Source organism: Streptomyces sp. JL2001 (assembly GCF_050917515.1).
Taxonomy (GTDB): Bacteria; Actinomycetota; Actinomycetes; order Streptomycetales; family Streptomycetaceae; genus Streptomyces.
Genome location: NZ_CP169421.1, coordinates 3,609,780 through 3,622,166, shown reverse-complemented (window position 1 = coordinate 3,622,166; position 12,387 = coordinate 3,609,780). Strand labels below are relative to the sequence as shown.

17 protein-coding genes are annotated in these 12,387 nt (G+C 71.5%); 14 read left to right on the top strand and 3 right to left on the bottom strand.

Translation table 11 applies throughout. From position 1 onward, the window contains the following. Nucleotides 1–6: 6 nt before the first annotated feature. The gene (locus tag ACE1OA_RS16045) at nucleotides 7–807 is read right to left on the bottom strand and encodes a response regulator transcription factor (RefSeq protein WP_356607225.1); all 801 of its coding nucleotides are present in this window, start codon (nucleotides 805–807) and stop codon (nucleotides 7–9) included. 260 nt (nucleotides 808–1,067) lie between these two features. Here ACE1OA_RS16045 and ACE1OA_RS16040 point away from each other — a divergent pair, with 260 nt between their 5' ends. The 8 genes from ACE1OA_RS16040 to ACE1OA_RS16005 all read left to right on the top strand — a co-directional run bounded on the left by ACE1OA_RS16040 (nucleotide 1,068) and on the right by ACE1OA_RS16005 (nucleotide 6,173). Beyond that, nucleotides 1,068–1,874 carry an alpha/beta hydrolase gene (locus tag ACE1OA_RS16040; RefSeq protein ID WP_356778614.1) on the top strand — a complete coding sequence of 269 codons (807 nt, stop codon included), beginning with the start codon at nucleotides 1,068–1,070 and terminating at the stop codon, nucleotides 1,872–1,874. 45 nt (nucleotides 1,875–1,919) lie between these two features. Then, nucleotides 1,920–2,174: a MoaD/ThiS family protein gene (locus tag ACE1OA_RS16035; protein WP_384870245.1), complete on the top strand. Its 255-nt coding sequence runs from the start codon at nucleotides 1,920–1,922 to the stop codon at nucleotides 2,172–2,174. Between the two features lie 10 nt (nucleotides 2,175–2,184). Next, nucleotides 2,185–3,420: a hypothetical protein gene (locus ACE1OA_RS16030; RefSeq protein WP_432752947.1), complete on the top strand. Its 1,236-nt coding sequence runs from the start codon at nucleotides 2,185–2,187 to the stop codon at nucleotides 3,418–3,420. Between the two features lie 92 nt (nucleotides 3,421–3,512). Continuing rightward, on the top strand, nucleotides 3,513–4,202 hold the full coding sequence (locus tag ACE1OA_RS16025; RefSeq protein WP_356607217.1) for an LmeA family phospholipid-binding protein: 690 nt from the start codon (nucleotides 3,513–3,515) through the stop codon (nucleotides 4,200–4,202). A gap of 194 nt (nucleotides 4,203–4,396) precedes the next feature. Next, a complete protein-coding gene (locus ACE1OA_RS16020; RefSeq protein ID WP_350497993.1) occupies nucleotides 4,397–4,477 on the top strand; it encodes a putative leader peptide in 81 nt (26 codons plus the stop codon). Nucleotides 4,478–4,624: 147 nt separating this feature from the next. After that, nucleotides 4,625–5,464, top strand: coding sequence for a sulfurtransferase (locus ACE1OA_RS16015; protein WP_356607215.1), 840 nt, complete (start codon nucleotides 4,625–4,627; stop codon nucleotides 5,462–5,464). A 49-nt stretch (nucleotides 5,465–5,513) separates the two neighbouring features. Beyond that, on the top strand, nucleotides 5,514–5,801 hold the full coding sequence (locus tag ACE1OA_RS16010; RefSeq protein ID WP_356607213.1) for a DUF1416 domain-containing protein: 288 nt from the start codon (nucleotides 5,514–5,516) through the stop codon (nucleotides 5,799–5,801). A 108-nt stretch (nucleotides 5,802–5,909) separates the two neighbouring features. Next, nucleotides 5,910–6,173, top strand: a complete 264-nt coding sequence (locus ACE1OA_RS16005; RefSeq protein ID WP_356607211.1) for a DUF3099 domain-containing protein — start codon at nucleotides 5,910–5,912, stop codon at nucleotides 6,171–6,173. 75 nt (nucleotides 6,174–6,248) lie between these two features. On the opposite strand, the gene ACE1OA_RS16000 is transcribed toward ACE1OA_RS16005, so the two are convergent. Then, nucleotides 6,249–6,611: a DsrE family protein gene (locus tag ACE1OA_RS16000; RefSeq protein WP_147978600.1), complete on the bottom strand. Its 363-nt coding sequence runs from the start codon at nucleotides 6,609–6,611 to the stop codon at nucleotides 6,249–6,251. Between the two features lie 105 nt (nucleotides 6,612–6,716). Here ACE1OA_RS16000 and ACE1OA_RS15995 point away from each other — a divergent pair, with 105 nt between their 5' ends. From ACE1OA_RS15995 to ACE1OA_RS15970, 6 genes are all read left to right on the top strand, one after another. Continuing rightward, entirely contained in the window at nucleotides 6,717–7,592 is an 876-nt protein-coding gene (locus ACE1OA_RS15995; protein WP_432752946.1) for a hypothetical protein, read from the top strand. Nucleotides 7,593–7,609: 17 nt separating this feature from the next. Beyond that, entirely contained in the window at nucleotides 7,610–8,506 is an 897-nt protein-coding gene (locus ACE1OA_RS15990; protein ID WP_432752945.1) for a hypothetical protein, read from the top strand. Further along, nucleotides 8,503–9,522, top strand: coding sequence for a hypothetical protein (locus ACE1OA_RS15985; protein ID WP_432752944.1), 1,020 nt, complete (start codon nucleotides 8,503–8,505; stop codon nucleotides 9,520–9,522). Before ACE1OA_RS15990 ends, ACE1OA_RS15985 begins: the two co-directional genes overlap by 4 nt. A 234-nt stretch (nucleotides 9,523–9,756) precedes the next feature. Beyond that, on the top strand, nucleotides 9,757–10,329 hold the full coding sequence (locus ACE1OA_RS15980) for an FABP family protein (RefSeq protein WP_356607202.1): 573 nt from the start codon (nucleotides 9,757–9,759) through the stop codon (nucleotides 10,327–10,329). 47 nt (nucleotides 10,330–10,376) lie between these two features. Further along, a complete protein-coding gene (locus tag ACE1OA_RS15975; RefSeq protein ID WP_356607200.1) occupies nucleotides 10,377–10,814 on the top strand; it encodes a Fur family transcriptional regulator in 438 nt (145 codons plus the stop codon). A 10-nt stretch (nucleotides 10,815–10,824) separates the two neighbouring features. Next, the gene (locus ACE1OA_RS15970; RefSeq protein ID WP_356778622.1) at nucleotides 10,825–11,805 is read left to right on the top strand and encodes a YgfZ/GcvT domain-containing protein; all 981 of its coding nucleotides are present in this window, start codon (nucleotides 10,825–10,827) and stop codon (nucleotides 11,803–11,805) included. 52 nt (nucleotides 11,806–11,857) lie between these two features. Here the strand turns inward: ACE1OA_RS15970 and dtd are convergent, their stop codons facing one another. Beyond that, a complete protein-coding gene (gene dtd, locus ACE1OA_RS15965; RefSeq protein WP_356607196.1) occupies nucleotides 11,858–12,283 on the bottom strand; it encodes a D-aminoacyl-tRNA deacylase in 426 nt (141 codons plus the stop codon). Nucleotides 12,284–12,387 lie beyond the last annotated feature (104 nt).

Genomic DNA, 12,387 nt, shown 5'->3' with positions numbered 1-12,387 from the left:
GGTGACCTACCTACCGGCAGGTCGCACTGTGGCTTCCACCACGTCGACCCTGTCCTCCGTCGGAGTGACGTCCCGCGCGGGCTCCTTGACGCGGGCCTCTTCCTTGGCCCTGGCCTCCTCCGCGGCGCGCTCCACCTTCTCCGGGGTGACGAAGCGGTAGCCGACGTTGCGGACGGTGCCGATCAGGGACTCGTGCTCGGGTCCGAGCTTGGCCCGCAGCCTCCGTACGTGGACGTCGACCGTTCGGGTGCCGCCGAAGTAGTCGTAGCCCCAGACCTCCTGGAGGAGCTGCGCGCGGGTGAAGACCCGGCCGGGGTGCTGGGCGAGGTACTTCAGGAGCTCGAACTCCTTGAAGGTCAGGTCCAGGACCCGGCCCTTGAGCTTGGCGCTGTAGGTCGCCTCGTCCACCGAGAGGTCCCCGTTGCGGATCTCCATCGGGGAGTCGTCGGAGACGATCTGCTGGCGGCCCATCGCCAGCCGCAGCCGGGCCTCGACCTCGGCCGGGCCCGCGGTGTCGAGCAGCACGTCGTCGATGCCCCAGTCGGCGGTGACGGCCGCGAGGCCGCCCTCCGTGACGACGAGGATCAGGGGACAGCCGGGGCCGGTGGAGCGGAGCAGCTGACAGAGGCTGCGGACCTGCGGGAGGTCGCGGCGGCCGTCGATGAGGATGACGTCGGCACCGGGGGTGTCCACCAGTGCGGGCCCCTCGGCCGGGGCCACGCGCACGTTGTGCAGCAGGAGGCCGAGTGCGGGGAGCACCTCGGTCGAGGGCTGCAGCGCGTTCGTCAGGAGCAGAAGTGAACTCATCGCGCCCCACCTGCCTGGATCGTCGTCGGTCGGTCGTGCTTGGTTCGCTCGCCCATAACGTCGGGTCCTCCTCGTCCCTGCGAGAGGGGATCCCCCCACGCCGGGCGTGAGGGGCGTCTGCGGCACTTGATCACGGCTGGTACTGCTTCGGCTCTCGCGCCCTGAGAGCCTTTGTTCATCTGGCCGTAACAACGGTCGGGAAACACAAAAGGACCCGGGGGCTGCGTTGCCCGGATCCTCTGGCAAGCAGAATAGCTCACATGAGTTCCGAGGCAGAGGGTCGATTTCACATGGTGGATGTTTCCTCGATCACTTCCGGTCCTCGACGCGCAATGTTGCTCACTGATGACGGTGTCCGTATCGAGGCGGTTTACGAACCGTGTACGACGAGTGTCACCGATACGGCCGTCGTCGTCGCGCACGGGTTCACGGGCTCGGCCGACCGGCCCTCCGTGCGCCGGGCCGCGCGGGCCCTCGCCGGGCGGGCGGCGGTCGTGACCTTCTCCTTCCGTGGCCACGGAAGGTCGGCCGGGGTCTCCACGGTCGGCGACCGCGAGGTCCTCGATCTCTCGGCGGCGGTCCGCTGGGCCCGGGAGCTGGGGCACGCGCGCGTCGTGACGCTGGGCTTCTCGATGGGCGGTTCGGTGGTGTTGAGGCACGCGGCGCTCGAACGGGGGCTCACGGGAGCGCACACCGACGCGGTGGCCGCCGTGAGCGCCCCCGCCCGTTGGTACTACCGGGGGACGCCGTCGATGCGACGGGTCCACTGGGTGATCACCCGGCCGGTGGGCCGGCTCGTCGGCCGCTACGGGCTCGGCACCCGGATCGACCGCCGCCCGTGGGACCCGGTGCCGCTGTCGCCCGTCGAGGCCGTCCCGCTGATCGCCCCCACCCCGCTGCTGATCGTGCACGGCGACCGGGACCCGTACTTCCCGGTCGACCATCCGCGCATGCTGGCGGCGGCGGGTGAGGCCGAGCTCTGGCTGGAACGGGGGATGGGCCACGCGGAGAACGCGGCGGACGACGAGCTGCTGGGCCGCCTCGGCGGCTGGCTCGTGGACGGATAGCCCATCATGGGGAGCGGCGCGCACACGAACGAAGGGAGCGCCGCTATGGCAGCGGGGACCATCCGCTACTGGGCCGCGGCCAAGGCCGCCGCCGGTGTCGCCGAGGAGCCGTACACCGCCGAGAACCTGGCGCAGGCGCTGGAGGCGGCCCGCGAGAGGCACCCGGGCGAGCTCGTCCGGGTACTCCAGCGGTGTTCGTTCCTCGTCGACGGTGACCCCGTCGGGACCCGCGGCCATGAGACCGTACGCCTTGCCGAGGGCGGCACGGTCGAGGTGCTCCCGCCGTTCGCAGGAGGGTGAACCGCACAGCATGAGCAGCGATCAGCAGCATCCGTACGATCCGTACGCCACGGGACAGCAGCACCAGGAGCCGCGGTACGGGTACCAGGACCCCGACGTCACGCAGACGTGGGAGGGCCAGACCTGGGACACGCAGTACCAGCCCGTGGTCCGGCCGTACCCGGCGCCGCAGCCTCCGGCGCACCACGCCGGGCAGCCTGCCCACCCGGCGCCGCACGAGGCCGGGCGGCAGCCGGCCCACCCGGCGGCGTACCAGGCCCAGGCCCAGCAGCCGGTCCACCCGGCGCACCCGTCGGACCGGACGGCCCACTTCGCGCCGCAGCACGGGGCGCCCCAGCCGCCCGCCGACCCGTACGGGCCCGTCGCGAACGCCTACGGCACCCAGGCCGTGCCGCTCCCCGCCGAGACGCCGGCGGCGCCCGGCGCCCCGCTCGCGGCGGCCGGCGGGCCCGCCTACTCCGCGCCCACCACCACCGGCAACGCCCGGGTCACCGACGCCCAGCGCGCCCGCGCCGAGGGGCGTTCCCCGATCATCGCGCCGGGGATGCAGCCGGCCGCCCTCACCGCGGTCCTGGGCGGTCTGCTCGCCGCCGGCGCGGCCGTCGGGTCCTACGCGCTCCTCGTGCCGGTGGTGCTGCTCCAGGCGGTCACCGCCGCCGGCTGGTTCCGGCTCAACGGCATGTGGCCGGCCCGGCAGGGCATCGCCCTCGCCTTCGCGGGCGGCCTGGTCGCCGACGTCGTCCTGCTGGCCGCCGGCCGGGAGCACGCGCCCGCCGCGATCCTCGGCACCCTCGGCGTCTGGGTGCTGCTCACCCTCGTCCTCCAGCTGCGCAGCCACGCCGACCCGGACGAGCGGATGTACGGCCTGATGGCCACCGTCACCTCGGCGGCCCTGACGATCGTGGCCACCGGGCACCTCGGCTCCGCCCCGGACGCCGTGGTCGTCGGCGGGCTCGCGGTCGCCGCCGCCGTCCTCGCCCGTGCGCTGCCGCTGCCGGGCCCGGCCTCCCTCGTGGCGGCGCTCCTCGCGGCGGCGGGCGCCGGGATCGCCGCCGGCGGGGCCGTCGGCCCGGACGCCGTCTCCGGCGCCCTGCTGGGCATCGGCGCCGGCGTGTGCGCGCTGGCCGGCCTGCGGGTCGCCAGCTACGACTACCCGTCCCGCTTCGTGCACATGACGGCGGGCGTCGCGCTGCCGCTGGCGCTGGCCGCACCGGCCGTCCACCTGCTCGGCCGCGTCCTGTTCTGAGCCCCGAGGGAACCATCCGGCCCCCCGACACGTCGATCTTCGTGTCGGGGGGCCGGATCCGTTTGCGAAGCTTCGAGGGGGACGTACAGGCCATGCGAGCACTGCGCGTATTGCTGATCATGGCCGTCGTGCTGGGCGGGATCCTCGTCGGTGTGGACCGCCTCGCCGTGTCCTACGCCGAGTCGGAGGCCGCCGACCGCGTCCGGCTCGGCCCCGCCCGGGCCGGCTCGACGGACGTCGACATCAAGGGCTTCCCCTTCCTGACGCAGATCATGGACAAGCGCTTCGACGAGGTCGACGTCACACTCACCGGCGTCGAGGCCACGGCCGGCGGCAAGAAGATCCGGATCGGCCGGATGACCGCCGCGCTCCGCGACGTGACGCTGAACGGCGACTACACCAGCGCCCGGGCGGGCTCCGCCACCGGCACCGCGCTGATCTCCTACGCGGACCTGGCCGCCGCGGCCGACCGCGACGTCGTCGTGGCCTACGGCGGCAACGGCAAGCTGAAGGTCACCGGCGGCGTCCGGATCCTGGGCCGCACGGTCACCCGCAGCGTCGTGTCGACGGTGACGCTGGTCGACGGGGACACGATCCGGGTGCGGGCCGACAAGGTGCCGCTCGAAGGCATCCCCGGCATCGAGGACGCGATCCGGCAGCGCACCGACTTCGACCGGGAGATCGGCGGCCTGCCCGCGGGCATGAAGCTGGAGAGCGTCGAGGCGCGCGAGGACGGCGTGGCCATCGCCGTGACCGGCAAGGACGTGGTCCTCGCCGGCTGAGACGGCCCGCAGACGGCGGCGTGCCACATGGTGAGACGCCCCCGTCCGAACCGTAGAAACACTGGACGGACGCCCCGCTCGCGGGGCGTCCGTCGGTGCTTTCCGGGGACACGCGTCCCACTCCTCGGACGATCGCGTCTCAAAATACGACACAGCGGTGACACGGCCGCCTGTCCGTCCCTACGATCGAGGGCATGAAGCGACAGGCGGATCTCACGAAGCGGCGGGCAGTAGACCTGTGCCGCGTCGCCGCCATGCTCTGTCGCTCCGTCTGAGCGGGACGTCCGAATCCCGTATTCCTCAGACCCTTTGACGCACCGTCGGGGTCACCGTGTAGCCCGTACGCACGCGATGACGCGTACCCGCACCATCCTGCGCCACACCGCACCACACCGCCGAAGACTGCCCCGGAGGAGAACAACATGAGCCGCAGCGACGTCCTGGTAGACGCCGACTGGGTCGAGGCCAACCTCGACGACCCGAAGGTCGCCATCGTCGAGGTCGACGAGGACACCTCGGCGTACGAGAAGAACCACATCAAGAACGCCATCCGGATCGACTGGACCAAGGACCTCCAGGACCCGGTCCGCCGCGACTTCGTCGACCAGGAGGGCTTCGAGAAGCTCCTGTCGGCCAAGGGCATCGCGAACGACACCCTCGTGGTCCTCTACGGCGGCAACAACAACTGGTTCGCCTCCTACGCGTACTGGTACTTCAAGCTCTACGGCCACGAGAACGTGAAGCTCCTCGACGGCGGCCGCAAGAAGTGGGAGCTCGACTCCCGCGACCTGGTCGCCGAGGTCCCGGTCCGCCCGGCCACCGAGTACAAGGCCAAGGCCCAGAACACCGCGATCCGCGCGTTCCGCGACGACGTCGTGGCCGCGATCGGCAGCCAGAACCTCGTCGACGTCCGCTCGCCCGACGAGTTCTCCGGCAAGCTGCTCGCCCCGGCGCACCTCCCGCAGGAGCAGTCGCAGCGTCCCGGCCACGTGCCGAGCGCCCGCAACATCCCGTGGTCGAAGAACGCCAACGACGACGGCACCTTCAAGTCGGACGACGAGCTCAAGGCCCTCTACGAGGACGAGCAGGTCGACCTGGCGAAGGACACCATCGCCTACTGCCGCATCGGTGAGCGCTCCGCGCTGACGTGGTTCGTGCTGCACGAGCTCCTGGGCGTCGAGAACGTCAAGAACTACGACGGCTCGTGGACCGAGTACGGCTCCCTCGTCGGCGTGCCGATCGAGCTCGGCGCCAACAAGTAAGACCCCGGACCCCCTTCTCCGGACCCCTCGACCGTAAGGACAGAACATCATGTGTGGAGCGCAGCCCGGCGGCCCCGACGCCTCGACGATCAAGCCCGGTGAGACCACCATCCAGGGCTTCGTGACCAAGGACGGCGAGCCCGTCACCGGTTACGTCCGCCTCCTGGACTCGACCGGCGAGTTCACGGCCGAGGTCCCGACCTCCGCCACCGGCCAGTTCCGTTTCTACGCGGCCGAGGGCACCTGGACCGTCCGTGCCCTGGTCCCCGGCGGCACCGCCGACCGTCAGGTCGTGGCGCAGCAGGGTGGCCTCGCGGAGGTCGCCATCGCGGTCTGATCCGCGTTGCCCGAACGGCCTGAGGGCCGTGCCTCCTGGGGGGTTGGACGCCTGTACCAGGACGAGAGGCACGGCCCTCAGGCGTGCCCGCGGTCGTACCCTGAAGGTGTGTACGCACGCCGTCGGCACGTCTACTTCTGGATGATGGGTGCCTGCCTGGTGCTGTTCGTGGGCGCCTGGGCCGTCGTGCGCCTGTTCTCCATGCCGATCGCCATCGGGATGTGCGTGGTCGCCATGGTGATCCCGCCGCTCGCCGCGATGATCGCGAACCGGCGGGGTCCCGACGACCGCTGGTGGGACGACCCCTCCGGCGACCCGAAGTCGGACGAGTGGTGGGACGAGCTCGACGGCAAGAAGCGCCGCGAGACCTGACGCGCCAGGCCGCGGCCCGGCCTGGCCGGGCCCCGACCCGGGCCGATCGGGTGGGGGAGGCGGACGACCCCGGGATCAGTAGACGAGCGCCTGCGTACCGTCGGCCATGGCCTCCTGGACGAAGACCTGCGCGCCGGCGATGCGGACGCCCTCCAGGACGTCCCCCTCCGTGATCTCGCGCCGCGCCGCGCACTGCGTGCAGAGCGTCAGGCGCCCGGCCGCCAGGATCGAGTCGATGAGGTCCGGCAGCGGCGCCGCGTGCGGCAGCTCGAACTCGGCCGCGCGACCGGGGAGCGCGAACCACGACGCCTCGCCCGTCAGCCACAGGGAGACCTCGACCCCGCTGGCGACGGCCACCGCGGCCACCGTGAAGGCCTGCGAGCAGCGTTCGGGGGCGTCGGCCCCTGCGGTCACCTTGATCACGAGCTTCTTCGCCATGTACCGAACTGTAATGCGGCTCCCTGCAACCTCATGCGTCACTCGCGAGTCAGGGGGATGCGCAGGTTACGGAATCTGCGATTCAGGTCTCGTGGGGGGACCCCTTTGGAAGCCACAGAAACACCGGAACACGCCGAGAGCGCTGCCGCGCCGGAGCGTTCCGCAACAGGGCAGGCCGCGCCGCAGGCGCCGGAGGCCGCCGCGCCGGTCACGCCGGACGCCGCCGTCCCGGAGGCCGAGACCGCCGTCGTGCCGTCGCGTGGCCGCCGGGCCGGGCGCACCGTCGCGCTGATCGCCGTCGCCGCCGTCCTCGGCATCGTCGGCGGCACGGCGGTGGGCTACGGCGTCCAGGCCGAGCGGGAGCCGACCCCGCTGCCCGCGCTGAACCAGGCGGACCTCGCCTACCCGAAGCCGCTGCCGAAGGGCGGCACGATCGAGCCGCTGCCGGTCTCCGAGGACCGCGGGGCGAAGACGGAAGGCGATCTGCGCAAGCTGCTGCTGCCCAAGCCGGCGGGAGCGAAGACGCCGGACTTCGCGGACGACGACGGCTGGCTGACGGTGCCCGAGTACGCCTCGGAGTTCGACCGGCCCGGTCCGGCGCTCCGTCACGAGCTGGGGAACGGGATCCGCCGTGTCGCGACCACGTCGTGGCGGACGGGCGAGTTCCGGGTGACCGAGATCCGGCTGGTGCAGTTCAGGCCCAGCGACTTCCTCGGTGCGAAGGACCACTCCGAGGACCAGATGTCGTACATGGGCGACGACGAATTCGCCGGCAACGAGGGCGACGCGCTCAAGAGCTCCGCGAACGGCCGCTACTACGTCTTCCCCGTGCACAAGGAGGCGGGCTACCTGGACCTCTACGAGGCCAGGGCCTACCTGCACCGCGGGGACGTCGCCGTGGAGATCTTCATGATCGACACCAAGAAGATCTCCAAGAAGGACATCGCCTCGGTGGCCGAACGACAGCTGGGGCGCCTGTGAACGAGGACCGGAACGACGTGACCGATGTGACCGACGTGGCCGACGCGGCGGACCGCGAGGCGCCCGACACCGCCGGCGTGCCCGACACGGCCGAGGACTCGGCGCCGGCCGAGGACGTGGCCGGGACGACCGCCGCGGACGCGCCGGGGAAGAAGGGGCGGGCTCGCACGCTGCTGACCGTGGTGCTGCCCGCCGTCCTCGTCCTCGGCGCCGTCGGCGGAGGCCTCGCCTACACGGGTGTGACCGTCTCCGGCGCGGACCGCGCGGCGGAGACGGTGGTGTGGGAGAAGACGCAGGCCTCGGCCGCGGACAAGGACCCGGCCGTGGGGTTCGAGCGGGGCAGGGCGTCGACGCCGCTGAGCAAGCTCCTGCTGCCGGTGCCGTCCGGCTACGAACTCGGCCCCGACGTCGAGATGTACGGGAACGACGGCGAGCTGGGCGCGAGGGAGGCCGCCGCCCTCATGAAGCAGGAGGGCAAGGGCCTCTCGGGCAAGAAGCGCCGCGACTACGAGAAGCGGATCGACCGCCTCGGCGTCCAGGGCGTCGCGGTGCGCACCTATGTCTCGTCCGACGAGGACCTCGTGGTGTACGTGCACATCACGCGGATGAAGGACAAGAGCCGTATCCGGGACATGTTCGAGCTCCGCAAGGAGATCGCCGGGCTGCTCAAGTTCCCGAAGGGCCCGAAGATCGACGCGCAGGCGACGTCCATGTGCCACCTCGTTCCGCAGGAGAAGGGGCTGAGCAAGAAGGAGCAGGCCGACCAGCTGGACGGGATGGTCTGCGCCGCCTACGACTCCGATGTCTACGTCACCGTCACCGCCGCGGGCGCCAAGCCGTTCGACAGGTCCGCGGTGGCCGCGTTGGTGAAGAAGCAGCTGGACCACATCGAGTCCCCGGGGGAGTACGTATGACCGAGCAGACGGACACGAAGATCCCGGCCCAGACCGAGAAGCCGGTGGTGCCGGAGACCGCTGAGGCTCCCGAGACCGCTGCGGCCCCCGAGGTCCCGAAGGCTGCGGAGACCGCTGAGGCCCCCGAGGCCGCTGAGACCCCCGAGGTCCCGGAGGCCGTCGCGGTGCCCGTAGCCGTCGCGGCGGCGGAGACCCCCGAAGCCTCCGCCGCCCCCGAGACCGAGGCCGAGGCCGCGGACGCCCGCGTGGCACCCGCCCGCCGGCCCTCGAAGCGGGTGCTGTGGGCCGTGGCCCGCTGGACGGCCGCCGTCGTCGTGTGCGGCGGGCTCGGGACGGGCACGGCACTCGGGATCACCTCGATGGAGCGCACCGACGTGCCCGGTCTGGCGACCGAGAACGACGGCCGGTGGGAGTACCCGAAGCTCAGCCTCCCGGCTCTGCCGCAGGACGTCCCCCGCCCGTACACCGACGGCAACGAGGGCGAGGTCCACTACGCGGACCTGCGCAAGCTCCTCCTCCCGGCGCCGGCGGGCGCCACGGTCGACCCGAAGCTGAACGGCGGCTGGGTGAGCGTGGACGAGTACCTGTCGCAGTACGACAAGGACGCCGGCGTCGCCCTGAAGCAGGCCCTCGACGAATCCGCCCTGCGGCACATCGCCGCCCGGGGCTGGACCACGCCCGACGGCACGACGACCCGCATCCACCTGCTGCGGTTCAAGTCGGTGGCCTTCGCGGAGGACTTCAAGGACAACGCCCTGAACGCGGGTTCGTCGGACGGCCACTTCCCGAACGGCGTCGGGTCCGCGGTGATCGACGACTCGACCCTCGACATCCGCGTGCCGTTCAACGTGCTGTACGGCTTCGAGGAGACGAAGCCGTACGGCCCCGAGCAGACCCGGTGGGTGCACATCCAGGCCGGCGACACCCTCGCCCTGATCACCCAGTCCCGCAAGGACGAGGCGCTCACCGTGCCGTTCCAGCAGACGGTCGCCCTCCAGAACCAGCTGCTGGGCTGACGGGCGGCGTCACCGCAACCGGACCCACCTCACACGCGGCGCCGGACACCAGCCCACTAAGCTGGTGTCCGGCCCGTCCTGCCTTCACGCTCATTCGAGGAGCACCTGTGATCATCTTCTTCGAAACCCTTCTGGTCCTGGTCTGCGTCGGTGTGCTCGCCTTCACCGGTCTGGCCGTGAAGAAGCTGTACCAGGGCCAGCGCTAACCCCCTCAAGAGATCGCCTGAGCTGCTCATGATCGAGATTCCGTCCGACCTCAACCCGGACCTCCTCCCCCTCGCGTTCCTCCTCGGCACGTGGGAAGGAGCGGGCGTCTCCGACTTCCCCGGTGCCGAGAAGTGCAACTTCGGCCAGTCCGTGACCTTCAGCCACGACGGCCGTGACTTCATCGAGTACGTCTCGCACTCCTGGGTCCTCGACAACGACGGCAAGCAGGTCCGTCCGCTGGAGAGCGAGAGCGGCTACTGGCGGATCGACAAGGACCGCAAGGTCGAGGTCGTCATGGTCCGTGACCAGGGCATCGTGGAGATCTGGTACGGCGAGCTCGCCGACCAGAAGCCGCAGATCGACCTCGTGACGGACGCCGTGGCCCGTACGGCCGCGTCCGGCCCGTACAGCGGTGGCAAGCGGCTCTACGGCTACGTCAAGGGCGACCTGATGTGGGTGGGCGAGAAGGCCACCCCCGAGGTCCCGCTGCGGCCGTACATGTCCGCCCACCTGAAGAAGGTCGTCAGCCCCGAGGAGGTCGCCGAGATGGCCCGCGGCCTCGGTGACCTGCCCGACGACGGCATCGCCTTCTTCAAGTAGGCCCCGGAGCCCCCGGTACCGCGCCGCGCCCTCCTACACTGGGGGGCGTGGTGAGCACCGACTGGAAGAGCGACCTGCGGCAGCGCGGCTACCGGCTGACGCCCCAGCGCCAGCTTGTCCTGGAGGCGGTGGACGCGCTGGAGCACGCGACGCCGGACGACATCCTCGGGGAGGTCCGCAAGACCGCCTCCGGTGTGAACATCTCCACCGTCTACCGGACGCTGGAGCTCCTGGAGGAGCTGGGCCTGGTGAGCCACGCCCATCTGGGTCACGGCGCGCCGACGTACCACCTCGCCGACCGCCACCACCATCTGCACCTGGTCTGCCGGGACTGCACCGAGGTGATCGAGGCCGACGTGGAGATCGCGGCCGACTTCACCGGCAAGCTCCGCGAGACCTTCGGCTTCGAGACCGACATGAAGCACTTCGCGATCTTCGGCCGCTGCGAGGGCTGCTCCCGCAAGGCGGCCGCGGCCGAGTCGTAGGCTGGACGCCATGCAGCGACCTACTCCGCCCAGCCCCCTGCTGTCCCTGCCCGGCGCCGTCCCTGCCGAGGGCCGGGACGAAGGCGTCGCGGCGCACTACGGCGACCTGTTCCGCGAGCAGCGCGCGCTCGCCGACGGCAAGGGCCTCGTCGACCTCTCCCACCACGGCGTGATCACCGTCTCCGGCGACGACCGGCTGAGCTGGCTGCACCTGCTGCTCACCCAGCACGTGAGCTCCCTTCCGGCCGGCCAGGCCACCGAGGCGCTGATCCTCTCCGCCAACGGCCACATCGAGCACGCGCTCTACCTCGTCGACGACGGCGAGACGGTCTGGGCGCACGTCGAGCCGGGCACGAAGGAGGACCTCCTCGCCTACCTGGAGTCGATGAAGTTCTTCTACCGGGTCGAGGTCGCCGACCGCACGGACGACTTCGCCGTCGTCCACCTGCCGGCCGGCTCGATCGCCGAGGTCCCGCAGGGCGTGGTCGTACGGGAGACCGCGCACGGCCGCGAGGTGTTCCTGCCCCGCGCCGACCTGGAGTCCTTCGCCGCCGCGCACGGGCCGGCCGCCGGCATCCTCGCGTACGAGGCGCTGCGGATCGAGGAGCACCGGCCGCGGCTCGGCTTCGAGACCGACCACCGGACCATCCCGCACGAGCTGGGCTGGATCGGCAGCGCCGTGCACCTCCAGAAGGGCTGCTACCGCGGCCAGGAGACCGTGGCCCGGGTCCAGAACCTGGGGAAGCCGCCGCGCCGGCTCGTCTTCCTGCACCTGGACGGCAGCGAGGTCCACCTGCCCGGTCACGGCACGCCGCTCCGGCTCGCCTCCGACGGGGCCGACGGCCGTCAGCTGGGCTTCATCACGACCTCGGCCCGCCACCACGAGCTGGGGCCGATCGCGCTGGCGATCGTGAAGCGCAACGTCCCCGTGGACGCGAAGCTGCTCGCCGGGGACACGGCGGCGGCGCAGGAGACGGTCGTCGAGCCGTAGGGCGCGCCCCGTACGGCAGGACGGCGCACGGGGGCGGCCAGGCCCCCCGGCGTCAGACCTCCACGATCACCGTGAACGGGCCGTGGTTCGTGAGCGAGACCCGCATGTCCGCTCCGAACCGGCCCGTCTCCACGCGGGCGCCGAGGCCGCGCAGCTGCGCCACGACCTCGTCGACGAGGGGTTCGGCGACGGGGCCGGGCGCGGCCGCGTTCCAGGTGGGACGGCGGCCCTTGCGGGCGTCCCCGTAGAGGGTGAACTGAGAAATCACCAACAAGGGGGCATTCACGTCCGAACAGGATTTCTCCGCCTCGAGGATCCGGACGGACCACAGCTTCCGGGCCAGCTGGGCGGCCTTCTCCGGGGTGTCGTCGTGGGTGACCCCCACCAGCACACACAGACCCTCGCCGACGATCTCGCCGACCGTTTCCCCTGCGACGACGACCTTCGCGCCGTCGACCCTCTGTACCACTGCACGCATACGGACCAACCTACCGACCGACTCGTCTGGGGCCGAACGGGTGCAGAGCGCCTGCACGTGCACGTGCAGAGTGGCACGATGCCTTTCAGGCGGTGCGATGCGCA